Genomic DNA, 24,588 nt, shown 5'->3' on the forward strand with positions numbered 1-24,588 from the left:
TTACGCCATTCTGCGTATAAAATTAGCTGAATCTGTTAAGACATGTAATACCATCTATGCAACTCCAAGTTTTGAGGGGAGGTGAATGTAATGAATAAAACAGAACTCATTGCAAAGGTAGCTGAAACGTCTGAACTAACTAAGAAAGATGCTACAAAAGCAGTTGACGCTGTTCTTGATGCGATTTCTGATGCGCTAAAAGAGGGTGACAAAGTTCAATTAATTGGCTTTGGAAACTTCGAAGTGCGCGAGCGTGCTGCCCGTAAAGGCCGTAACCCACAAACAGGGGAAGAGATCGAGATCGCTTCCAGTAAGATTCCTGCCTTCAAACCTGGTAAACAGCTGAAGGATTCAATCAAATAGATTGAAGCTCCAAGATCTTACATATAAAGGTCCCAAAGAGAAGTAGCTGCAATTTGCTACCTTCTTTTAGGGGCCTTTTTTGGCGATTTCACTAATAAATAGCCTCTTAAACTCTCAAAGTGCAATCCAAATGCTCTCCTAATCTGTAAATTGTTATCATAAAGGATGAAAAAGCAGTCTAATTAGGATATAGTAATAAGTAAGTTTCTACACATTGGTGTTTTGTATTTTTATATAGGGTATGATAAAATTGGCTTGTTCTTGTTGCAAAGGGTTTGAGGAGGCTGTCATTATGAATGTAGATCACGAAAAAATAAAACAAGCTGTTCGAATGATCCTAGAAGCTGTCGGTGAAGATCCAGACCGAGAAGGCTTATTGGATACACCTAAACGCGTAGCAAAAATGTACGCAGAAGCTTTTGAAGGCATGAATGTTGACGAAGAGACATACTTCGAAACCATATTCAGCGAAGACCATGAAGAAATTGTACTCGTTAAAGATATTCCTTTTTATTCTATGTGTGAACATCATTTAGTACCGTTTTTTGGAAAAGCGCATGTAGCTTATATACCAAAGGGTGGACGAGTTGTAGGATTGAGTAAATTAGCACGAGCTGTGGAAACGGTAGCACGTCGTCCACAATTGCAAGAACGTATTACTTCCACTGTAGCGAACGCAATTATGAAGAAACTAGAGCCACATGGTGTTATGGTGATGGTAGAAGCAGAGCATATGTGCATGACCATGCGTGGTGTGAAAAAGCCTGGCTCTTCTACTGTAACTACGGCTGTTCGTGGAGTATTTGAAAAAGATGCTAATGCACGTGCAGAGGTTTTGCAATACATCAAAGCTTAGTATCCTGTCGCGAAGAGCGAGCCGATTTTACTTCCTATGATAACAAGAAAATGAAAACCCGCCTTTCTTTATTAGGCGGGTTTTAGTGTGTTTTCATGAACTATTTTTGAAATGAACGCAATGCCCACCACTCCTCATACATAGGATGTGGGCTTTTTGCATAACGCTGGATTCATTTTGATATGGTCATTATATTATTGAACCACAATTCCCAATTAGGAAAAAAGAAGGGGGATCGTGAGGAGCATAGGGGGAAATTAACTCTAAGTTGAGGTGTAAAACGGAACCTATGGGTTAACAACAGGGATTTTGTTAGCTATCCACATTAATGGAGTTATGTAATGAAATGAATAATGATGTGATACAAACTAGATCGATTAGTATGAAATGAAAAAAGCACCACCTGTAATGGCAGTGCCTCCATAAAGAAATCTAGTTTGTACCTGTCCACCAGATTGCTTTTTGAGCTAAGTATATAACCACGTTCCCATCATTTTGTACAACCAATCTAGCTCCTGGGTTATTGTGAGTATTGGAATGCCAAATTGCATGAGGATAACCGTAAATTACTAGATTGCCATCTGCTTGCATAATTAAGTTACTAGCAGCTTGGCCATGTGTATTAGAATTCCACAATGCTCTTCCTCTTCCATAAAGGACGAGATTCCCATCATCTTGCATGACAAATTGATATTCACCATTGGTCGATTTCAGATACTGTCCTCTGACAAGCTTTTCACCCGGATCGAGGTGATCTTCTCCAGCAGCCGCGAAAGCTGGGATGCTTAACAATAGCATCATGGCAAAGAGAAAAAATGAAGCAGTAACCTTTTTTAGCACATGAAACACTTCCTTTCATTTGGTATGTTGATATGTGGAAATAATATCATATGATTCTAAAAATTACCAATATATTTTTTATTCCTACATTCATTATTGAGTTAGTCTTTTTTGCTGAGTACCTTTATTTAGACCTAGCAAGTTGAATAAGATATCGTGAAGGAAGGAATCTCCGGAAACTTTGGAGTTTCTTTGTGGTGGGGAGATTGGGGGATTGAAATGAAAAAACACCGCCTATAAAGGCAGTGTGCAAGAACTACTGGCTCGTGCCAGTGGGCCATTGTTTTTAAAAATCTTTGTTATAGAAAACAATTTTTGTTCATAACATTCAAAACATAACAAGAATATAAATATAAGGAAGGAGGTTAAAGCCATGAAAAAAGTTTTAGCATTCTCACTTGCTTTTGGTTTCGTTTTTGGAATAGCTGGATATACTCCTACGCCGACACAAGCCTCACAGCCCTCCGATCTAATTTGCATCCCACTTAAAGGCGGGCTATGGTTTTGTAATTATTAGCTTTTTTAGTAAGTAATCGTATATCGAAAGTGTAGCAAAAGAGGACATCTGACGACAACATTAGGTGTCCTTTTTGTTCGTTTAATCGTTCAATCGTTCAATAATGTCGGTAATATCACGACTCGTCTCGAATATATCTGCAGGCTTCTCGAATACCGTTTCATTTTTACTTTGTTAATTTTTACAATATGCTATTGATATTCTGGATACTAGAAATTATACTAATTTATGTAAAATGATTAGTTTATATTTCTAAGGAGAAAATGAAAAAAGTGATTTTATCTAGTGCTCTTGTTTTATCAGTACTATCTTCATCTAGTATTCCTGCTTTTGCTATAAATGAATCTAATCAAATGGTTGAAGCAGAAACCCTTGAAGACAGTCAAGGAAATAGATATAAGATTGAGATTTTAGAAGATAATGACAGTGTAAGGGTAGAGAGTGAAAATGGAATTATCGAGGCTACAGATGATAAGATGAATCACACTATAGAATTCGATGATAGCACCATAACACAGGTCTCGATAGCAGATTCTGAAGAACAGGTAAAGAAAGAAAAACACAAGCAAAAACAGTCTAAAATGGCGGCTTTTGCAAAGAAAGCTATCGTACGAGAAGCACATGAAAAATACTATGGTTATTATTATGTAATTGATAAAAGTGGCTGCAAAAAGTACTGGGATATCGGAAACGGTAAAGAAGGAACCTATGTAAAACAAACCTCTAGTAATAAAGTTGATTTGTTTCATTATGAGGATAAAGTTGATGAGTTAATGAAAGCTGAGGCTCTGTTAGTGGTGAACTCAACTGTTTCAGCCACTTCATTTATGGCAAGTACAAAAGGAATTAAATCAGGTTGGGGCGCTGATAGCATGATTTCCTTTTTTGTAGGTGCTGGTTTTGGCTTGGCAGCGGCCGTTAATGCAGCGGATGTGGTTATAGCTGAGAGAAAAGCAGCACGTGCATTTGATAGTATTATGGAAGGAGAAAAGTAGTGGGTGAAATAATAGCAAGTATTTTTTTTAGCAAGTGGATTATACTTCTTTTACCTTTGTATATATTCCTTAATCTAGCAATCCTACCTTTTCTTTTAAAGGGTAAATTCGAAAAGTTACGAAAAGTGCTCTATATTATAAATATTGTAGTGACGGCATACTCATTTATCATGTTTATATATATTTTTTATTCCATAATGTCCTTTTCTTTTTTTTAAACTATTACATTGGTAATTGCGGTGGTAGCGTTGGACTTCTCGATCACCGCGTTGGTACAAGCCGTGAAAAAACGCAATTAGTCGTCGGATAGCCGGCGGTTTTTTGTATTTGGAAGGATTTTGGTAATTTTCTTATCGAAAGGTGTAGGCAAGGAGGATAGGGTGAATACACATAATGGTTCGGGTTGGAGTTTCAAAAGATTTCCGGAGTGGAAACATTATGTAGACCCGGATTGGCACGATGCCCACGGTGAATAATATAGGGAGGTTATGTGACATGGCTAATCCAGAATGGCATTACGATCCTGGACACTAATTAGAGGAGGGAACCCTATGAGGTACGATATTAATTGGGTTGATGACCCGCAAGGCATTGTTGTTTGGTTCGAGGACCCTAGACACTAATAAAAGGAGTGTACACGGCATGCTAGAACCAGAATGGCCTGATGACCCCGGATACTAAAACGAGGGAGGAATCACGATTTGATTTATGATTGGACTGATAATCCACAAGGTATCGTTGATTGGATCGACAATCCCGGTCAATAAATTAGGAGATTACGGGGTATGACCGAATCAGACTGGGCAGTACAACCTAATTCCAAAACGGGGGATCGGGGTTAGACTGACGGTCCCTGGTATTAGTCGTAACAAAGACCAACCTCGTCTGAGGGTGTGGCTGACGCTGGTAGTCTGTCCTTTTGGGCTATGAGGGCGAGAAAATTCGGAATGGACGAGGAACCTCTATGTCGAAAGTAGTAAGATGAATGAAAAAAAACTGACGCCTAAATTCATTAGTCGTCAGTTAAGGTCATTTCGATATTCTAGAAATTACATCAAAAAATAACTTTACGATTACTTATATCTTTTATGTGTCTGAACAACCAAGAAAAGCAGCACGATATTAATTAAATAAAATATGCTTTGGGTTTCTATGGGATGATTATTTCTTTCTATACTACTCACAAAAATATAAAGATAAGAATTAATAGTAAAGATCATCAAACATAGTACGAATATAAGTATTTTCAAAATTTACCCCCAGAAAAGTATAAAGTGTTTATTCTTTAGTCGTAAGTCTTAATCTGTCGTCTTTATAGAAATATTTTACATTATATTTATGTTGTAAGTCAGCAGAGTTTGAACCAGTACTAAAACTAAGCCAAAATTCATCCCATACTTGGAGGTTAACAGAATTCCAATCAGGCCCTTTATCAATATATGCTCCTTGTGAGAATTGAAAACCCTTTCTGAAGGCAGCAAAATTATAGGGGTACATTGTCCATACAGCGTGATTAGTTGACATGGAAAACTCATGTTTCAGCGTCAACGATGTAATGAAATCGGCTGAGCTGGGGGCTGGTTCAATTTTGCTTGATATTTACCTACAAGAAAGAAAGGTTAAACGCGCATTCAGAGACGCGTATGATTCGGAATGATACTATTAAATATCATGTTTAATAAATGGGTTATTCTTTTTTATATAGCTTTTCTTGTACTTACACTTATATTATTGTTTTTTTTAAACAATAAAAAATTACCAAGGATAAGGAAAATATTCAATTATATTAGTTCTTTTCTTCTTATTTATCTTTCTATTGGTATTATTATTTTCCTTTATAACATTGTTTTAATGATATAGTGAAATAAAAAATGAACCTCGGATTTCTTTCGGTTTTTTTGCGTTAATCTCTTACTATGAAAATAAGCACTATAACGATTTTGATCGCTTTTACTTACCGAGAAAACGTGAACATTTCGAATGTTACACTGCATCAATGTTGGCGCGAGGTATCTGAGGAAGGGGGGCGAGTTCTTGAGGGGCTTTGCCAGCTCGTTTGATACTAAGAATGGAAGGAGAACATGGTGAGTAGACGTGGGAAGACTTGGGATATATCGCCAGTGTTGTGTAATGGAGTTATTACGGTACGGTTTAAGCGCATTATGGATGTCGGATTCTTTGTAAAGATTATCAAGGGTCAGTGACTAAATATCCAACCGAACAGAAGCTAATATATCTCAAAGCCTACGGAAATTATGTCCTATATAATGAAAGAAAAATAACACATGGGTGCGTTCCCAAATATTGCAAGGGTGCGCACCTATATGTTAAAATGGGGTTGTTACGAAGAAAGGTCGTTTTTGAGAGCAGACGGAAAATCCCATAAAATCAACGCTTTACAACGTTATAACCTGATTAAAACATCGGGATGTGGCGCAGCCAGGTAGCGCGCACCCTTGGGGTGGGTGAGGTCCAGGGTTCGAATCCCTGCATTCCGACCATGTAGAATTTAGGCACTTCTTCTGCATTTTGATGCGAAGAAGTGTTTTTAGATAAGACAGCTATATGAATTTTGACTATTTATGCTGTATTCATCCTTCACTGAAAACGAATATCCAATCAGAAAACCTACCCTTCATTTATTATTTAAAAAGCGCCACTAGAAGGTTGATAAAATACTAGTTTTGTCATTTGAAATACATGGAGCTATCAACGATTTAGGCTGTGTGAAACAATGCTATTACCAAAACAAGTAACCTTAATCACGTTAATCTGGTAAGAAGTCTTCTATCCTATTATGAAATCAAACAAACCCTACTAAGGGTGAATGTAGTTTCATCCCATTCCGTAAAGTCCACTCTGACAACAGACCTCAATACTGCCTACGTTCCTTTATAATGCAAGGCTCAATCAGCTTGATCTGATTCAAAGCATTCGGCATAAAGATGTTTATAGCAAGTAAGTTTTACAAGGGCTTTTGACCTATAAAAATTATCCGCGTTTAAACGATAAAATAAATAGAAGCAATAAAATGTTTTGTTATAAAGAAGCTGATCATAGGCAAAACGCAAATGTTTTCTGTCAGATGACATGATTACATTCTGAAAAGGATAGCCATTTTTCAAGCTGCCAACAAAAGAATAAAAAGGTTTCCGCTTTGTTTTCCTATTTTGATTTGTAATAGAATGCAGGTAAAGATTTTCTTGCGCCCGGGCCTTTTTTCTCTTGGCTCTATGGAAAGCCTTCCCTTATAATAGAACATAAAAGACAGAGGAGAATGGATGATCTAATCGTGAAAATAGATAATAATCAGTTTATTAAAACCCTTGCATCTACTGGGCAATACACATCGAGTGATGTTACTCAAGTAGCACAATTACAAGGGCTATTGGATAATCAGACAAATCCAGATGGACAAGATCCCTTGTTTTCTGATGTGTTTGAAAATGAACTGCAAAAATATCAGCATGTAATCTCTAAAGAACAGGTTCTAGCTGAATTAGATGGAACGAACCAGCAGCAAAATAGCTGGAATTCCTCTCTAACCTACTCTTCACCTTCACTTGATCTCACCTCTAATAAGGACGAATCCATGACGTGGGGCCGTCAGCAGATTGTGGATAAAATTGAGCAGGTGAGCAAACGCTTTGGCGTCAACTCTTCCTTGGTCAGAGAGGTAGTCCGCGCCGAGTCTAACTTTAACCCTACTGCTACCTCTCACGCGGGAGCAAAAGGACTTATGCAGTTAATGGACGATACTGCTCGTAGTGTAGGGGTACGCAATTCTTACGATCCCGATCAAAATTTGATGGGCGGAACCAAATATTTGGGCAAATTACTAGATCGATATGATGGCAATGTAAAGGTTGCTTTGGCTGCTTATAATGCAGGATCTGGTCGAGTCAGAAGGGCTGGAATTGAGACAGATGAAGACTTTGATCGTCTAGCAGTTAATCTTCCTCAAGAGACACAGCGCTATGTCGCCAAAATAACGACGAAATTGCAAGCGGAAGTTTAGGTAGGGTATAGTAAAGAGGAGAAATTCTCTTAGGGGGACACGTAGATGGAACAACATCAACAACGAAGCGGTGGCAGCCAAGACTTTTTTGTCATTAAAGCAAAAGAAAACGGAGTACATGTTATTGGATTAACCCGTGGCACAGATACACGCTTCCACCATACAGAAAAGCTAGATAAGGGTGAAGTTATGCTAGCTCAATTTACTGAGCATACATCTGCTATCAAGGTACGTGGCAAAGCAATTATTCAAACCAGACATGGAGTTATTGATACAGAGGAATAATGGTAGAAAATGTAGAAGAGAAAGTGACCATAGGTCGCTTTTTTTCTTTTCCGGTATAAAAAGTGAAGAAAATGTTGTTGACGTTTATCAGTAAGGATAGTATGATTAAGCTATAAGGAACAAATGATAAAAGTAAGAACAAATGTAACAGGAAATAATGGAATAATTTGTGAAAAGAGCCGCGGGCTAGTTTCGTATGAATGTCATACGATCTAGCCTTTTTTTGTATAGAAAAATTGGCTTTTTACACAAAACAGAGTCAGCTTAGATAGGAGGGAGAATCCACATGTCATTTTTGGAGATGGTGCAAACAGATCATTTGTTTATCTTTCCAGATGAAACCCGCCAAGACGTAATCTTAGAAACCATGGCAAAATCGTTATGGAGGAAGGGCTTTGTGCACGAGAGCTATGTAAACGCTGTCAAGGATCGTGAGCAGCATTATCCTACTGGATTGGAGTTGGCTGATGTACATGTGGCTATTCCGCACACGGATGCGTGTCATGTTAAACAGCAGACGATTGCATTGGGTCTTGTGAAACAGGGTACCAAGTTTCAGTGCATGGCAGATGCCAGCAGAATCATTTCAGTCAAGCTTATTATCATGCTAGCGATTGAAAAAAGTGAGGCTCATTTGGAGATGCTGGAAGAAATTATGACGTTCATTCAGGATGCTCCACGTTTGGAGGCACTTAGTCAGGCTAGCACACCAGTAGAATTACTTTCCGTTATCCAACCTGTTAACAGTTACAACCACTAATTTTAGGAGGAATTCATTATGGCAAAGAAAAAAGTTATGGTGATTTGTGGCACAGGTGTAGCAACTTCTACAGTGGTTATGCAGAAATTAAAAACGTTCTTACAAGAAAAAGGATTAGAGGCTAATTTAGAACAATCAAAAGTAAGTGATATTTTAAATAAAGGTGACCAGTATGATCTGATTATTTCTACTACAGCAGTACCGGCTCATATACAGGATAAAGTGATTAATGCTGTTCCTTTGTTAACAGGAATCGGTAAAGAAAAAGTATTTGCCGAAATTGAGAAACGGATGACCGCCGAATAGCCATTTAATTGAGTTAGGGGATGAGGAAATGGAGTATTTACAAAAGATTGTTAATTTAGGGCCAACTGTTGTATTGCCCATCATCATCTTCATTTTTGCGATTCTCTTAAAAACAAAGCCTGGACAGGCATTCCGGGCTGGACTCACTATTGGGATTGGATTTGTTGGGGTCAATCTGATTATCGGATTACTTAGCAGTTCACTCGGTCCTGCCGCTCAAGATATGGTTAAAAATTTGGGAGTGGAGTTAACGATTATTGATGTAGGCTGGCCGGCTAGCTCAGCCATTGCGTTTGGGACAACGATTGGTGCTTTAGCTATCCCGATTGGCCTTGGGGTCAACCTAGCGATGCTTCTTTTCGGACTCACGAAGACATTAAATGTGGATGTTTGGAACCTGTGGCATATCGCGTTTACAGGATCGTTGGTAACAGTTATGACTAATAGTGTACCGATGGGGCTATTAACAGCGATTGTTCATGCAATCGTGTTACTTGTACTAGCAGACATGTCTTCGAAGCATGTGTCAGAATTTTATGGTTATCAGGGGGTTACATTCCCGCATGGTACCTCAACTGCTTTTTATGTGATCGCCATGCCACTCGAAAAATTATTTGATATGATTCCAGGATTACGCAGTTTAAAAGCCGATCCAGATTCTATCCAAAAACGGATGGGAGTGCTGGGTGAATCAACTGTGTTAGGTCTTATATTAGGTATTATTATTGGCCTTTTAGCTGGATGGAGTGTCAAGGACGTTTTAACCTTAGGGGTAAATACAGCCGCGGTGATGCTACTGTTGCCTCGAATGGTAGCTGTTCTTATGGAAGGGCTGTTGCCAGTATCAGAAGCGGCTTCAGAATTTGTTCGCAGTAAGTTTCCAGATCGCGAAGTAAATATTGGGATGGATTCTGCGTTAGCTGTAGGACATCCAGCCGCTATAGCTTCATCGTTAATTATGATCCCTATCGTTCTGGCATTAGCCGTACTACTGCCTGGGAATAAGGTATTACCCTTCGGAGATTTAGCGACCATTCCGTTTATTGTCTGCTTAATGGTTCCTGTGTTTAAAGGAAACGTAGTACGTACGGTTCTGGGTTCGACGATCGCTCTGGGAGTAGGTTTACTATTAGCTACCTACGTATCTCCGCTCATTACTACCGCGGCAACTATGGCAGGGTTTAAATTCCCTGAAGGTGCTGCTGCAATCTCTTCCTTGGTCGATGGTGCCGTTCCTACCACAGCATTATTTGTTTTTGGGGCTAAGCTGGGTTACTTCGGTATCATTGGTATTGGCGCTATTGCCATAGGTACAGCCATTTATCGAAGACGACGGGAAAAAAGAGAGATACTACAACAACGCGAGATGTGATAAAAATATAATAACGAAAGATCAGTTGTTCCTTTAGATCACAAGTATGGATAACCAGGAGAGCATAATCTCCTGGTTCGTCTACGTTTGTCTCGCACTTTTGTGCCTGTGAAGAACAATTTCTACCATTGGTATAGATTGAGTGATCGGTGTGAATCAATCTCCATAAATGAAAGGAATTGTGAGCAATTGTCAGGGATTCTGCTAAAAAGGGAAGGAATGGTGGCAAATGAAGAGACAGTTCCTACAGATTGTAAGGGATGAAGATCCCAAAAATCCGCTGACTGACGAAGAGATTGCCGGAAAATTAGGAATTAGGAGAGATAAATGTACGTTGTTGCGTCAGCAGCTTCAAATCCCTGATTCCCGCAAACGGCGGTTACCATTGCTACTTGCAGAAATGAACCGGATTTTAAAGGAGCATTCACAGATATCCGATCGCAAGCTAACAGGAGAGCTACGTAAAATAGGTTTTGAAATATCAAAATTTACTGTGATGAATTTACGGAAAGAACAGCAGGAAGATTGGCAAGAGATGCCTCTGGCTACCGGATCTCATACTTCTTTAGGCAAGGAACAGTCAGTACACCGAAAACTGCGTCAGTTTGCTGATTTGATCGAGAGCGATGGCTTCCTTTTACCATTTGTCCAACAGGTGAAGGCGGTCATCTTATATCCGTACCAAAAGCTCCCCATTTTATTTCAGGGAGAAAAGGGAACAGGAAAGCGAGCTATTGCAGAAGCCGCCTTTTCCTTTGCAAAACAAGAGAAAAAACTGAAATCAGAAGCAATTTTTACAGAAATAGATATACGCGAAATGACGGAAGGCCCATTATTTGAGCAACAGATCTGCGATACACTAAGTAGCTATCAAGATGTAGGCGGGGCATTGTATATTCGGGAAATTCAGCTTTTATCTCTTGAGTCTATAGAAGCGGTGCTTAAGCGTGTACGAGAGATGGACTCACCCGTATTCATTTTTGCGTCCAGCACAAATACAGCAGGTTGGGGTGATCCTGACTTACTGCATCGTCTATTTCCTATTCAGGTTCACTTGCCATCCTTAGCTTCATGGCCGAGGGAGTCACAGCTTCGGTTAATTGATGATATGATTCAGCAGCAAGCACAACAAGCGGGGTGCCCGATTCATAAGGATAAATGCGGCGAGCGTAAAAAACTGATGAATGGGTATACGGGGAACATTTCGCAGCTACAAGCAGACATTCGCGCTTTTGTTTGTAACGAATTCATAGATTGGTTAGTTGAACATCTTTCTCCTGTCCAAGTTGATGAAAGAACGACACGAAGCGCTCTACCAGCATTAGCTCCTGACTCCATTTATCATTGGCTCCACATTCGATTTTCCCAAATGAATCAACAGGGAGTTCGGCCTGAATTAATTCGACTCCGATTACAGCAGGAATGCCGTGAACGATTAAGAGATGACAGTGGAAAACGTAAATCAGATGCGGAACGTGTGCGTAGTTTAAGTATTTTTGTCGGAGAAAAGGTCATGCAAATGGTAGAGCAAATGCTATGGATTGCAGAAAAGCACCTCGTACTCGATCATGAAAAACTAGTAATGGCTCTTGCCTTGCATGTGAAAGGAATGCTAGAACGTTATCAGGTTACAGAGCCAAATCAGATATATCATGGGGATCAAAAAAGCGAAGCAGCTTCCTCCTACCTTTCTATGGAGTGGATTGTTGCTCAGGAGATGGCAGAGGTAATCAAAAGCACGTGGGGAATTAGCATTACGAAGGCAGAAACAGAAATGCTGGCTCGCTATGTAAAGCATTGCACCCTGATTGAAAAAAATTCACCAACGGTAGGTATGGTGTTGGTTTCATACGGCAGTATTGCTGAGAGTATGGCAGAACAATTACATTCTTTATTTGGACAGCATCACATTCAAGCAGTTAGTCTCTCTGTAGATGATTCGGAGGAGCGCTTTTTGTCCAAAGTTAGCTCTGCGATTAAACGCGCAGATCATGGCATGGGAGTCGTTGTCTTGGCAGATGCGGGACGGATGGTAGGTAGTGAAGAGATTTGGCGAGAACATGTTCAAGTCGAAACATTGATATTTGCCCCCTTGAGCTTGCCATTTGCTATGGAGGTTATGCGCCGGTGTTTATATGCACCAAAGTCATTGTCTCATGTCGCGCAGGAAATTGTTCAATGGCGTATGCCTGTTTCCCCTTTTTTAGATGAGTGGAAAATAGTGAAACCCAAAGCGTTGATGTTGGTTTGCTTGACGGGGGAAGGGGCAGCACGTCAGCTTGGACAAATTGTGAGCGAGCATGTCGGTGATCGTGGTGGTGATCTGCATTATTTATTTGCTAATACTCATACAGTACGTTCCTCCTATACAAGGTGGAAAGAGGAATATCATATTTTAGCTGTTGTAGGCACGATTGATCCATTGGTAGAGGGACTACCATTCATCTCCTTACAGCATTTAATTGAGGGAAGCGGATTTTCGTTTTTAGACCGCTTGTTAATGATCGGGGATCTGACCGTTGGACAAGCTTCTGTTGACCAACGAACACCGCTACACATGCAGGATTTAATAGTGACCGACCTTATTTTTTCTGCTTGCAACATTTCGAATAAAAAGGAAGCAATTCTATTTCTTGCTCACAAGCTAGTAGAAAAAGGCTATGTAAAACCCGAATTCGTGCAAAAGGTGTGGGAACGAGAAAAACTCGGGTCAACATCACTAGCAGGTGGTATTGCTATCCCGCATGCAGAACCTGCTCAGACTATCAATCCTGCCATTGCCATTTTGCAATTGGCTCACCCTCTGGAGTGGGAACCGGGAATTCAGGTAGACTGGGTGATCATGCTGGCAGTTAATGATACATGCCAATTTGCTGTGGAAGAATTAATGGAAGCATTGGAGGAACCAGCAAATATCCAGAAGATTACAACCAGAGGTGGGGAGGAAGGGAGATGGAATCAATGAAAAGAGTGACTCCTGGTACAAAAATATATAAATTGTTTGAACACGATAAATTTGTATGTGAGGGTACGGAAGAAGTATTTCTTATTTCCATTGAAAAGTTGACCAAAGAGGAATTTAAAAAAAGATTGGAAGAAAACCCAAAGCTGTTAGAAGGATAGACAGCCCAGAAAGTAATAGTTGACGGATATAAAAAAAGAGGTAAAATAAAGGTGTAGAACAAATGTAATCAACTAGAACAAATGTAAAAGGGGCCTCGGGCCGAATGCTTCCCTGTGTGGAGGTATTCGGCCTTTTGTTTTTCTAAAGAGCAAAGGAGGGTACAACATGACTACTGCTTGGGAATTACCTAAGATGATTACGGAGCAAAAGTTGGTTGAATTATTACATCAAATGTGGGTCATACGCTTTTTTGATGAAAAGGTAGATGAATTTTTCGCAAAAGGATTAATTCACGGAACAACCCATCTATGTGTCGGACAAGAGGCAACGGCGGCAGGTGCAATCGCTGTGCTTCAACCAACGGATAAAATTACGAGTACGCACCGAGGTCATGGTCACTGCATTGCCAAAGGTGCTGATGTTAATAAAATGATGGCTGAACTATTTGGCCGTGAAACAGGATATTGCAAGGGAAAAGGCGGATCAATGCATATTGCGGATGTAGAGAAAGGCAATTTAGGCGCGAATGGAATTGTCGGTGGCGGTATCCCTATTGCAGTTGGAGCAGCGCTTACCTCACAAATGAAGAAACTAGGCTATGTTACAATCAGTTTTTTTGGCGATGGAGCGAGCAATGAAGGCAGTTTTCATGAATCACTAAATATGGCGTCCATCTGGAAATTGCCAGTTATCTTTTTCTGTGAAAATAATCAATATGGAATGTCTGGTCCTGTAACGGAAATGGTGAATATCGAAAATATTGCGGATCGGTCAAAAGCCTATGGTATTCCTGGTGTAGTAGTAGATGGAAACGATCTTTTGGCAGTCATGAATGCTGTAGCTGAAGCAGCAGAACGAGCTCGGCGTGGTGAAGGACCTACTTTACTCGAAGCCAAAACATATCGTTATAAAGGGCACTCTAAGAGTGATGCGAAAAAATATCGGACCCGTGATGAAGAACTGGATTGGCGGAAAAATCGTGATTGTATCAAAAGATTACAGGAAATCTTGATAGAAAAAGGCCTACTTACACAAGAACAGGCCAAAGAAATAGAACAGCAAGCAAAGAAGGAGATCGAGGAAGCAGTGGTGTTTGCAGAAAAAAGCCCGATGCCTTCCCTAGATACGTTGGAAGAAGACGTTTACGCATAACGGATAAAAAAGAAGGAAGGGAACCTCATGAGAGAGATTACGTACTTAGAAGCGGTCCGAGAAGCGATGACTCAGGAGATGCGTGTCAATCCAGATGTTTTTTTGATGGGAGAAGACATTGGAGTATATGGAGGAGCGTTTGGGGTGTCGCGTGGGATGATTGAAGAATTTGGTCCAGAGCGAATCCGCAACACACCGATTTCCGAAGCGGCGATTGCAGGGGCTGCTGTCGGAGCCGCTATGACTGGCATGCGACCTATCATGGAGCTACAATTCTCTGACTTCATAACCATTGCGATGGACCAGTTGGTAAATCAGGCTGCGAAAAATCGCTACATGTTTGGTGGGAAAGGGAATGTGCCGATGGTCGTGCGTACACCATCCGGTTCGGGTACAGGTGCCGCGGCGCAGCATACACAAAGCTTGGAAGCGTGGATGGCCCATATTCCCGGGCTAAAAGTGGTCCAGCCCTCAACTGCTTATGATGTAAAGGGGTTATTAAAGGCAGCCATCGACGATCATAACCCGGTGATTTTTTATGAACACAAGCTCCTCTATAAAACATTGGGGCATGTCCCAGAAGAATCATACAGTATTCCGCTTGGTGTGGCAGATGTAAAACGTGAAGGCACAGACGTAACAATTGTAGCCACTGCTATTATGATACACAAAGCATTAGAAGCAGCCTCCGAATTAGAAAAGGAAGGCATCTCTGTGGAAGTTATCGATCCACGAACATTGGTGCCATTGGATACCGACACCATTATTCGGTCAGTGAAGAAAACAGGAAAGCTGATTGTGGTTCATGAAGCGGTCAAGTTCGGCGGATTCGGCGGAGAGATTGTCAGCATGATTGCCGAGAGTGAAGCCTTCGATTATGTAGATGCCCCTATTAGACGATTGGGCGGTAAGTGGATACCAATGCCTTATAATCCCGTTCTAGAAAAGGCGGCAATCCCGCAGGTGCCTGATATTATACAAGCAGTAAAAGACACAGTGGCACATCGTTAGAAGGGGGAGAGGAACATGGCAACAGGAATCTTCATGCCGAAGCTTAGTATGACAATGGAGACGGGAACCATATTGCAATGGTTTAAAAAAGAGGGAGACCCGGTAGAAGAGGGTGACCTACTACTAGAAGTGATGACAGACAAAATTAACATTGAAGTAGAGGCGTATGCAACAGGTACGTTACTAAAAATTTATGATGATGTGAACGCGATTGTACCTGTACAAAAAATCATCGGGTATATTGGAGAGCCGGGAGAACAAGTTCCAGACATGCCTCTAGAGCTGGAGGAAGAAAAAACTCCTGCTGATATAAACAAAGCTAGTGAGGAGAGCGAAGCTAAAAGAGAGACTTCTACTTCTGAAGAAGAAGCGAATAAAGTGCGGGCTACACCAGCGGCTCGACGTCTTTCACGAGAAAACAGTGTCGCACTACATGAGATTAGAGGGCGTGGAACATATGGGCGCATTCATGCCGAAGATGTAGAAGCTTATGTTAAACAATCTCAAGAGAGAATGGTGACACCTCTAGCGAAAAAAATCGCCTCGAACACGGGAGTCCAGTTAAACAGCATACAGGGATCAGGTGCTAATGGAAAAATCACAAAACATGATGTTCTGCAGGCTCCTCCTAATCGTTTGCAAGTAGCTATGAACAGCAGTGTAGCAAACAACACAAAATCATCTGTGGAGTTATCGCGTGTGAAACTGGAGGGCATGCGTAAGGTTATCTCTGAGCGAATGATCCGAAGTGTTACTACAGCACCGCATGTCACGCTAGTAACGGAAGTAGATATGAGCAATGCAATCAAGCTTCGCAAAAGCTTACTCCCAGTGATTGAGAATCAGACAGGATATCGGTTGTCTTATACAGAGATCATCATGAAAGCGGTTGCGATAGCATTGCGTCAACATCCACAGATGAATGCTTCCGTTGAAGGTGACTATATTCTCTATAAACAGGAAGTAAACACTGGTCTTGCGGTTTCAGTACCAAACGGTCTAATGGTGCCAGTTGTCAAACATGCTGATCAGAAAGGCTTGGCGACATTAACGACAGAGTGCAAAGAGCTGGGACGATTAGCAAGAGAAGGTAAATTGCTTCCTGATCAGATGCAGGGAGGCACCTTTACCATTAGCAATCTTGGAATGTACGACATTGATGCCTTTACACCCATTATTAATCAGCCAGAGGTTGCCATTTTAGGGGTTGGCCGTATTACGGAAAAAGCAGTTGGGATTCACGGAGAGTTAAAACTTCGTCCGCAGATGACTTTGAGCCTTTCCTTTGACCACCGGATCGTGGATGGAGCACCAGCAGCAGAATTTTTACAAAGTATGAAACGTTCTCTTGAAGAACCATATCAGCTACTAGTCTAGGGGGAACAGCCATGAAAACCTACGATATTGTTGTCATCGGGGGAGGACCGGGCGGATACGTAGCGGCCATTCGCGCGTCAAAAGAAGGAAAGAAGGTGGCACTTATTGAGCAGGGACATTTGGGAGGAACCTGCTTGAATCGAGGGTGCATTCCATCAAAAGCGTTATTGAAGCATGCTGAAATGATTCATGCTATCAGAGATGCGTCCAAATACGGAATTGAGGTAGGAGACATGAGGCTCTCCTTACCAAAAATGATGCAGAGAAAAAATCAGGTTATTAATCAGCTCCGTGGAGGAATTGCCCATCTATTACGAACGGGAAATATTGATTTCTATCATGGTAAGGCTGAGATTCAACCAGACCAGATCGTGGAAATTACGGGTGATAAACCAGAGAGAATCAAGGCAGGGTCAATCATTATTGCGACAGGCTCCTCTCCAGCCGTACCTCCGATTGAAGGATTAGAGCAGGTAGCATATCACACAAGCGATACTATTTTTGATATAGAGAAAATTCCTGCGTCCCTTGCCATTATTGGTGGTGGTGTTATTGGTGTAGAGTTTGCCAGCATTTTTGAAAGCTTGGGAACAAAGGTAACAATCATTGAAATGGCAGATCGCATATTGGCTACAGAAGATGAAATGGCTTCACAGGTACTAACAAAACATGTAGGCAAAAGGGGAATTACGATTCTCACCAAGGCGAAAGTAGTTGCGGTTAAAGCCCTTGGCTCGCAAAAACAGCTTATGATCTACAATGAAGCTGGAGCAAAACAGGATGTTGTCGCGGAAGAAATACTAGTCGCAATTGGACGTCGCCCGAATCTGTCGGCATCTGCTAACCTATCGCTTGATATGGATGGTCCATTTATTAAAGTAAATGCACGTATGGAAACAAGTGTACCAAATCTCTATGCTATAGGTGACGTGGTTGGCAATTGGCAATTGGCTCATGTAGCAAGTGCAGAAGGAATTGTAGCTGCTCTGAATGCGACAGGGCACGTTAAAGATATGGAATACCATATCGTACCAAGATGCATCTACACCTACCCTGAGATAGCAAGTGTAGGGCTTAGCGAGCGTGAAGCAAAAGAAAAGGGCTTTCAGGTAAAAATCTCAATGTATCAGCTCGCAGTGAACGGTAAGGCCTTAGCAAGTGGTCAAGCAGAAGGCTTTGTAAAGCTGATTGCAGATGAGACCTACGGGGAAATAGTAGGGGCTGTGATGGTTGGCCCACATGTGACTGAGATGATTTCACAAATCTCTGCTTATATGCAATTGGAAGGAACCGTTGAAGAAATGGCAAATCTGATGTTTCCACATCCAACTGTATCAGAAGGATTACTGGAAGCAGCCAGTGATTGGTTAGGAAAAGGTATCCACTCGTAAAGGCTTGATATCTATAGAGCAGCTTACATGGGACACAACATAAAAGAAGAACTGGGGACGCCCTTCCTCAGTTCTTTTTTGCTCCTCTTATCTTAGAGATTTATGGATTGCTTACGATGGTACAGGAATTTGTAATCTTTTTCGCGCTCCTATGAGTTTATGTTTATAATAGATGAAGGATGATAGATGTAAGAGAGGTGAGACAATGGATTGGGCTGAGAAAAGGGAACTCGTGCGTGTCGCTAAACTATATTATTTTCAAGGACTAACCCAGGCAGAAATCTCTAAAAAGATCGGGGTTTCCCGCCCTGTAATATCCAAACTCCTACAAAAAGCAAAAGATGCTGGAATAGTAGAGATCATTATTAAAGATGAGACTGTAAACGTAGTGGAGATTGAACAAAAGCTAGAAGAAATGTTTTCTTTAGATGAAGCTATTGTTGTGCCTGCGAACGGAATAGAGAATCAGGAATTAATCAAGCAGCTAGTAGCTAAGGAAGCGGCCATGCATCTATCTAAATTGGCTAAAAACGTCAAAAGCATCGGATTATCATGGGGGACTACCCTCTATCATATGGTAAATGAATACCCGTACGAACGAAATCCAGAAATGATGGTGTACCCTCTAGTTGGAGGGACAGGACGAAAGCACGTGGAAATCCATTCTAACCAATTAGCCTATGAGCTCTCAAAACGAATGGGTGCAAACTGTGAATTTTTATATGCACCGGCATTGGTAGAAACAGTAGATCTCAAGGAACAAATTCTACAATCAGAATCCATTCGCGTTTTACTAGATCAAATTCGCAAGGTGGAAATTGCCCTGTTAGGAATCGGTTTTCTGGAAGAATCAACATTGTTTAACATGGGATATTTAAAAGAAGAGGAAATGGAAGAGCTAAAGCAAAATCAAGCTGTAGGGGATATAGGCTCCCGCTTTATCGACAAGGATGGCAAACAGATTCAGATACCGTTGAACAATCGCGTTATTGGGATTGACCTGCCCGATTTATTTCAAATTCCCACTGTTATTGCAGTGGCGACTGGGTTAGCGAAAGTGACAGCAATTAGAGCTGCTTTACGTGGTGGTTATTTCCATAAATTATTTGTAGACGAGCGCACAGCTAGAGAATTAATTGCTACATCTGATGATAAAGGCAACAGTGAGGAGTAAGGAGGGAACGGGTTTGGAAGAGACAGTGATTGAAACAGAACTCTACTGCATAACTTGTCTTGGTCAAGCACCTCACACTGTCACGTATGTACATGATATTTTATATATGGTTAAATGTGAGCAGTGTGGAAAAGAGAGCGTTATGGAACCAGATTTGTTGAAAGAAATTTATTCGCAGTATGTTGACCGAATTATTTCGAAGCCACAACGGATCACTCAGGAATTCAGAGAAGATTTAAGTCATTTTATCTCAACCATGCCGTACCGTGTTATCAGCAAGCCTTTTCGTACGTATAAGGAGCTAAAGGCGATTTTCCGCTATAGAAAAAAAGGCTACACTGATTCATCAAAGATAGATAAATAAGAAAATCGTTTCTACTCCTTTGAAGGGATTACCAGCATTTTTCTCTCTGGCAGGCATAGCCTGCTTTTTTCTTTTATAGAATGGAAAAAGGGGGAATGCATAAAATGCCACGGCGATTTTTATTTGCAATGATGATTTCAGTAGGTTTATCACTGATGCTGTCCGTTTTGCCGGTTTTTACAAAAAAAGGACCTGTCGCTGACGTCCCAACCTTTCGAGAATTTCCTAGACTTACAGTAAGTTCACACAATCTTGTGGATTTATTTACTTTACTGGAAACTCATTATAAGATAAGTCATGTAGAGTGGGATCAGCCTTCCATCATGCTCACGCTGTCCTTGCCTGAAGACCACAAGAAAGTAAATGACCTCATGTATCATGATGCCTATTCAATTGTTTATGTACTGATGAATAAGACGACGAATGTTAAGCATGTCACCCTCCAATTCACTAGATCCAATGAACAAAAAGCACAAAGCCCAGCTACGCTTCTGATCCAAGCAGATCGAGCGCAAATGGGACAAGAAGATAAATGGAAAAGCCCAACTGAACTAAGCGATGCAGAGCAGTATGTAAAGCAGCATTTTTTTGTTAAAGAAGCAACTTGATTACAGCAGAAAATTATTCCTTCCTTTAAAAGTGTGATATACTGTATGGCGATGGATTACTGCGTACCATTTTTTTGTGTTCAAAAACATTACATTCTTTGTAAAAAATGGGGACAGTGATGGAGCTTCAACGCTTTAAATGGAGGAGGCATAATGGGCACAGATCGAAATGCATATTCACAGGAATTAAAAGCTATCATCGAAGAAATTCAAGGTCGAATACAACAAACATATATTCAACAATATGTGGATGTCCCAGCTATGGCTGAAAATCGACTCGCTCTCTTATTCTTCTTTTTACATGAGAACGGCTTCACAAAAGAACGAGCTCATCTACTCTCGGTAGCGACTGGGTTCGTACAATTGGGCATTGATACACATGAAACCGTACGGAATCATTATGAAAAAACGCTGGTTTCCGAACGTAATAGACAGTTAACCGTTTTAGCGGGGGATTACTACAGTAGTCTTTACTATAATATACTCGCTGACGCTAATGAGATTGAAGCAATTCAAGTTTTGGCTGTAGGTAATCAGCTTGCTCACGAAACGAAAATGAAGCTATATATTGCTCAGAAAGAAAATAAATTGACACAGGAGACGTATCTTAGCTTGCGCAAAAAGATTGATACGGCTCTTTATGTAGCTTTTGTAGACAAATATGCAAAAAATGACTCTGTACGCGAATTTTGGACCAGCTTGTTTGAACAGACCTCAGCCTTTGAACAACTGATCGGGGAATGGGAGCAGTTACAATGGCAAGAGCAAGCTCCAAACGGCTTGACACAATTTTTGCTACAGAAGCCAGGCTCAACAATCGCCAATGCAGTCGAAATGATTGAAGGGAAAGTCATGGAATTATTGCATATCTGTGAGCAATTGATCGTTACCTTAAAATCGGGCGACACACAAAGCGAGTTAGCGTGGATGACTTCCCGCTATACCAATCGCGTACAACGGTTAAAGCGGGCAGAGGAGATGTAGGCTTTGAACACAAATGGACAACCATCGAAGGCGGAATATGTACATTCCGTTTTTGAGAGCATCGCGAATGAATATGACCGTATGAATAATGTCATCAGTTTTGGCAGCCATTCATCATGGCGCAAGTATACGATGAACCAAATGCAGGTGAAGCCAGGAGATGCTTGTCTGGATGTTGCATGCGGGACTGGTGATTGGACAATTAGCTTGGCCAAAACAGTAGGTCCTACTGGGAAAGTAATAGGGCTTGATTTTAGTCAAAATATGTTGAATGTAGGAGCGTACAAGGTCGAAAAGGAAGGGCTAAGTCAAGTGCAATTAGTGAATGCTGATGCCATGAAAATGCCCTTTGAAGATAATACGTTTGATTTTGTTACGATTGGATTTGCCCTACGCAACGTGCCCGATGTACAAACGGTGCTTAACGAGATGACACGCGTTGTAAAGCCAGGGGGCAAGGTTGTGTCTTTAGAGGTATCGAAGCCACCATTTATCCCATATCGTAAGCTATTTTATCTTTATTTCTATAAAATGCTACCAATTGTTGCTAAAATGGTAGTTAATAAGTATGAAGAATACGCTTGGTTACCTCAGTCCCTTACGAATTTTCCTGACAGTAAAGAGCTGGCTGAGATGTTTAGAAGAGCGGGGCTTGATCATGTACAGGTAAAATTGTTTATGGGCGGTGTCTCTGCCCTGCATATCGGTACGAAAAATCCATAGCCTATCCGCAAAATAGAATGGAAGTGCAAGTCGAAATGGTCTTTAATAAAGTGAAAATCATTCTCGAAATGATTAAATTTGAACATAGTATTTTTGCGTTGCCATTTGCTTTTATTGGGGCAGTACTAGGCAATATCATTATAGAAGGTACATGGCCTACCTGGGGGGAAATCTTCTGGGTTACGATAGCGATGGTAGCGGCAAGAAGCGCAGCGATGTCACTAAATCGGTTGATAGACCGTGTCATTGATGCAAAAAACCCGCGAACAGCGAAGCGTGCCATTCCGGCAGGATTGCTGTCTGTCACGGAAGTGCTTCTTTTTATTATTGTTTCTTTCTTGGTCTTATTCGTTGCTGCATCGCAACTAAACCCATTAGCAGTTAAGCTTTTACCACTTGCAGTCTTTGTATTAGTCTTATATTCCTATTGCAAACGATTTACGTGGCTCTGCCATTTTATCTTAGGTGTAGCCCTTGGGTTCGGGCCATTGGGCGGTTGGATTGCAACCACAGGTCAAGTAAATGGAACTGCAATGCTACTGTTCTTTACAGTCATGATCTGGACAGCCGGTTTTGATATTATTTATGCTTGTCAGGATACAGAGTTCGATGTTAAAGAAGGTCTCTACTCTGTCCCTAGTCGGTTTGGAATTAAGAATGCACTGATAATTGCTCGTCTCTGTCATTTGTTAACCATTCTAGGTCTTCTCTTGATGTATATGACGACTAATCTTTCCGTATGGTTTCTTGTCGGCATTATTGCTGGGGCAGCGATTTTACTCTATGAGCACAGTCAAGTTAAACATAACGACCTGTCTAAAATTGAAATTGCTTTCTTTGCAATGAATGGTATTTTTAGCGTAGTGATATGCTGCTTTACTGTTCTGGACTTGGTGATTCTATGAAAAAGATGAAACTAGGTGTAGGCATAACAGGAGCAAGTGGTGCCAAATATGGAATTCGACTAGTTGAAGAATTGCTAAGAGCTGGACATACGGTTCACTTGATGATAACAGAAGCTGGTTGGCAGGTTTTTCATGACGAATTGGATTTTGCACCTGCTGTGGATGAACGTGAGACGTTTTTACAAGGGTATTTTAAGAAATACTCCGCAGGCGAGCTTCATTATTGGACGCTGCGAGATTTTAATTGTCCGATGGCAAGTGGCTCGTATAAGAGTGATGGGATGATTATTATCCCATGTTCGATGGGAACACTTTCGGGTATTGCTCACGGTGCTTCCGGTAATTTATTAGAACGCTGTGCTGATGTAATGATTAAAGAGGGACGCAAGCTCGTGCTGGTCCCACGTGAAACACCCTTTAACGCGCTACATCTAGAGAATATGCTGAAACTAAGCCGTATCGGAGTTAAGATTCTCCCTGCGATGCCTGGTTTCTATCAACGCCCGCAAACACTTGATGACCTAGTGAATTTCGTGGTTGGCAAAGCGCTTGACCAACTTGATGTGGAAAATCATTTGTTTACGAGATGGGGAGAGGGCCATGAGTAAAAGACAACTACAGGTCGGACAAATCTTATATACAAACACGCTTCCTGTCTATTTTTATGTAAATTTAGACCGCTTTTTGGGGAAAGCTGATTTTATCCAGCAATATCCTGCACAATTAAATAAAGCTATGGCAGAGGGGAACATTGACGTAGGTCCTATATCCTCCTTCAGCTACGCGGAACATGAAGATCAATATGTGCTAATGCCAGATGTATGTGTTGGTGCTAAAGGTCCTGTAGGTTCTATTTTCTTATTTAGTAAACGTCCGATTGATCAACTGGATCAAGCTCGTATTGCATTAACAAATACCTCTGCTACCTCTGTTAATTTGTTGCGGGTAATATTGGAAAAATTTAAAGGTATGAGTCTTGAATACACCACAATGCGCCCTGATATCAAGTCGATGATGGAGGAACACGATGCTTCCCTGCTCATTGGAGATGAAGCAATTCTAGCCCGTCAGCAGGATCTGGGATATTATGTGTACGATTTAGGACAGCTGTGGTATGAGCATACAGGATACCCAATGACGTTTGCTGTATGGGCCATTCGCAGAGAAGCTGTTGAAACACATGGTAAATTGTTGCATCAGCTTCATGAGGAGTTTGTTCGTAGCAAAAACAAGAGTCATGCCGATTGTAGTGAAATCGTTCAGTATGCTCACCAGCATTTTGGTGGCGATGTATCTTTCTGGGAAGGGTATTTTACTGGACTCATTCATGATTTTACGCAGGAACAAATTATGGGATTGGAACATTACTATGCTTGCACGGCTGATCTTGGTCTATTGCCCAAGCCGGTGAAAGTAGCATTTTGGGCAACGGACAACATTACTACTATGTCAACGAGTTAGGT

24 protein-coding genes and 1 tRNA gene are annotated in these 24,588 nt (G+C 41.1%); 24 read left to right on the forward strand and 1 reads right to left on the reverse strand.

Translation table 11 applies throughout. From position 1 onward, the window contains the following. Window positions 1–90 precede the first annotated feature (90 nt). Both GOP56_RS02325 and folE read left to right on the forward strand, forming a co-directional pair. Window positions 91–363 (forward strand): HU family DNA-binding protein, encoded by a 273-nt coding sequence (locus GOP56_RS02325; RefSeq protein WP_003338529.1) that lies wholly within the window; start codon window positions 91–93, stop codon window positions 361–363. A 289-nt stretch (window positions 364–652) separates the two neighbouring features. Next, entirely contained in the window at window positions 653–1,219 is a 567-nt protein-coding gene (gene folE / locus GOP56_RS02330; protein WP_173645579.1) for a GTP cyclohydrolase I FolE, read from the forward strand. A gap of 432 nt (window positions 1,220–1,651) precedes the next feature. Here folE and GOP56_RS02335 read toward each other — a convergent pair whose 3' ends face one another. Then, window positions 1,652–2,059 (reverse strand): lectin, encoded by a 408-nt coding sequence (locus GOP56_RS02335; RefSeq protein ID WP_163244386.1) that lies wholly within the window; start codon window positions 2,057–2,059, stop codon window positions 1,652–1,654. 373 nt (window positions 2,060–2,432) lie between these two features. Between GOP56_RS02335 and GOP56_RS02340 the strand changes: the two genes are divergently transcribed. The 22 genes from GOP56_RS02340 to GOP56_RS02440 all read left to right on the forward strand — a co-directional run bounded on the left by GOP56_RS02340 (window position 2,433) and on the right by GOP56_RS02440 (window position 24,586). Then, window positions 2,433–2,576: a hypothetical protein gene (locus GOP56_RS02340; RefSeq protein ID WP_163244387.1), complete on the forward strand. Its 144-nt coding sequence runs from the start codon at window positions 2,433–2,435 to the stop codon at window positions 2,574–2,576. A gap of 263 nt (window positions 2,577–2,839) precedes the next feature. Continuing rightward, complete coding sequence (locus GOP56_RS02345) at window positions 2,840–3,571, forward strand: geobacillin-26 family protein (RefSeq protein WP_163244388.1); 732 nt, start codon at window positions 2,840–2,842, stop codon at window positions 3,569–3,571. A gap of 2,424 nt (window positions 3,572–5,995) precedes the next feature. Further along, window positions 5,996–6,072: transfer RNA gene (locus tag GOP56_RS02350), tRNA-Pro, on the forward strand. 776 nt (window positions 6,073–6,848) lie between these two features. After that, the gene (locus GOP56_RS02355; RefSeq protein ID WP_163244389.1) at window positions 6,849–7,589 is read left to right on the forward strand and encodes a lytic transglycosylase domain-containing protein; all 741 of its coding nucleotides are present in this window, start codon (window positions 6,849–6,851) and stop codon (window positions 7,587–7,589) included. A 45-nt stretch (window positions 7,590–7,634) separates the two neighbouring features. Further along, complete coding sequence (gene mtrB / locus GOP56_RS02360; protein WP_003338534.1) at window positions 7,635–7,874, forward strand: trp RNA-binding attenuation protein MtrB; 240 nt, start codon at window positions 7,635–7,637, stop codon at window positions 7,872–7,874. A gap of 286 nt (window positions 7,875–8,160) precedes the next feature. Beyond that, window positions 8,161–8,634, forward strand: a complete 474-nt coding sequence (locus tag GOP56_RS02365) for a PTS sugar transporter subunit IIA (RefSeq protein ID WP_003338535.1) — start codon at window positions 8,161–8,163, stop codon at window positions 8,632–8,634. Window positions 8,635–8,652: 18 nt separating this feature from the next. Further along, window positions 8,653–8,940 carry a PTS sugar transporter subunit IIB gene (locus GOP56_RS02370; protein ID WP_003338536.1) on the forward strand — a complete coding sequence of 96 codons (288 nt, stop codon included), beginning with the start codon at window positions 8,653–8,655 and terminating at the stop codon, window positions 8,938–8,940. Window positions 8,941–8,968: 28 nt separating this feature from the next. Further along, complete coding sequence (locus GOP56_RS02375; protein WP_003338537.1) at window positions 8,969–10,312, forward strand: PTS galactitol transporter subunit IIC; 1,344 nt, start codon at window positions 8,969–8,971, stop codon at window positions 10,310–10,312. 229 nt (window positions 10,313–10,541) lie between these two features. After that, complete coding sequence (locus GOP56_RS02380; protein ID WP_163244390.1) at window positions 10,542–13,277, forward strand: PTS sugar transporter subunit IIA; 2,736 nt, start codon at window positions 10,542–10,544, stop codon at window positions 13,275–13,277. After that, window positions 13,265–13,435 (forward strand): hypothetical protein, encoded by a 171-nt coding sequence (locus tag GOP56_RS23260; protein WP_003338539.1) that lies wholly within the window; start codon window positions 13,265–13,267, stop codon window positions 13,433–13,435. Before GOP56_RS02380 ends, GOP56_RS23260 begins: the two co-directional genes overlap by 13 nt. Window positions 13,436–13,601: 166 nt before the next feature. After that, entirely contained in the window at window positions 13,602–14,588 is a 987-nt protein-coding gene (locus tag GOP56_RS02385; protein ID WP_163244391.1) for a thiamine pyrophosphate-dependent dehydrogenase E1 component subunit alpha, read from the forward strand. A gap of 27 nt (window positions 14,589–14,615) precedes the next feature. Next, a complete protein-coding gene (locus GOP56_RS02390; RefSeq protein WP_163244392.1) occupies window positions 14,616–15,599 on the forward strand; it encodes an alpha-ketoacid dehydrogenase subunit beta in 984 nt (327 codons plus the stop codon). A gap of 15 nt (window positions 15,600–15,614) precedes the next feature. After that, window positions 15,615–16,976, forward strand: coding sequence for a dihydrolipoamide acetyltransferase family protein (locus GOP56_RS02395; protein ID WP_163244393.1), 1,362 nt, complete (start codon window positions 15,615–15,617; stop codon window positions 16,974–16,976). 11 nt (window positions 16,977–16,987) lie between these two features. Next, window positions 16,988–18,367 (forward strand): dihydrolipoyl dehydrogenase, encoded by a 1,380-nt coding sequence (lpdA, locus tag GOP56_RS02400; RefSeq protein ID WP_163244394.1) that lies wholly within the window; start codon window positions 16,988–16,990, stop codon window positions 18,365–18,367. 205 nt (window positions 18,368–18,572) lie between these two features. Next, window positions 18,573–19,541 (forward strand): sugar-binding transcriptional regulator, encoded by a 969-nt coding sequence (locus tag GOP56_RS02405; protein WP_003338544.1) that lies wholly within the window; start codon window positions 18,573–18,575, stop codon window positions 19,539–19,541. 13 nt (window positions 19,542–19,554) lie between these two features. Beyond that, window positions 19,555–19,905 (forward strand): hypothetical protein, encoded by a 351-nt coding sequence (locus GOP56_RS23665; RefSeq protein WP_022583872.1) that lies wholly within the window; start codon window positions 19,555–19,557, stop codon window positions 19,903–19,905. A gap of 104 nt (window positions 19,906–20,009) precedes the next feature. Then, a complete protein-coding gene (locus tag GOP56_RS02415; protein WP_003338548.1) occupies window positions 20,010–20,513 on the forward strand; it encodes a hypothetical protein in 504 nt (167 codons plus the stop codon). Window positions 20,514–20,666: 153 nt separating this feature from the next. Beyond that, window positions 20,667–21,497 carry a heptaprenyl diphosphate synthase component 1 gene (locus tag GOP56_RS02420; protein WP_003341709.1) on the forward strand — a complete coding sequence of 277 codons (831 nt, stop codon included), beginning with the start codon at window positions 20,667–20,669 and terminating at the stop codon, window positions 21,495–21,497. 3 nt (window positions 21,498–21,500) lie between these two features. Next, window positions 21,501–22,220, forward strand: coding sequence for a demethylmenaquinone methyltransferase (locus tag GOP56_RS02425; RefSeq protein WP_003338550.1), 720 nt, complete (start codon window positions 21,501–21,503; stop codon window positions 22,218–22,220). A gap of 35 nt (window positions 22,221–22,255) precedes the next feature. Beyond that, window positions 22,256–23,125 (forward strand): UbiA-like polyprenyltransferase, encoded by an 870-nt coding sequence (locus tag GOP56_RS02430; protein ID WP_068793163.1) that lies wholly within the window; start codon window positions 22,256–22,258, stop codon window positions 23,123–23,125. Next, a complete protein-coding gene (locus tag GOP56_RS02435) occupies window positions 23,122–23,733 on the forward strand; it encodes a UbiX family flavin prenyltransferase (protein WP_022583870.1) in 612 nt (203 codons plus the stop codon). The genes GOP56_RS02430 and GOP56_RS02435 overlap by 4 nt, the downstream gene beginning before the upstream one ends. Continuing rightward, a complete protein-coding gene (locus GOP56_RS02440; RefSeq protein ID WP_163244395.1) occupies window positions 23,726–24,586 on the forward strand; it encodes a menaquinone biosynthesis protein in 861 nt (286 codons plus the stop codon). Before GOP56_RS02435 ends, GOP56_RS02440 begins: the two co-directional genes overlap by 8 nt. The last annotated feature ends 2 nt before the right edge of the window (window positions 24,587–24,588 follow it).

The sequence above is a fragment of the Brevibacillus sp. 7WMA2 genome (genome assembly GCF_010748895.1).
Lineage (GTDB): Bacteria > Bacillota > Bacilli > Brevibacillales > Brevibacillaceae > Brevibacillus_B > Brevibacillus_B halotolerans.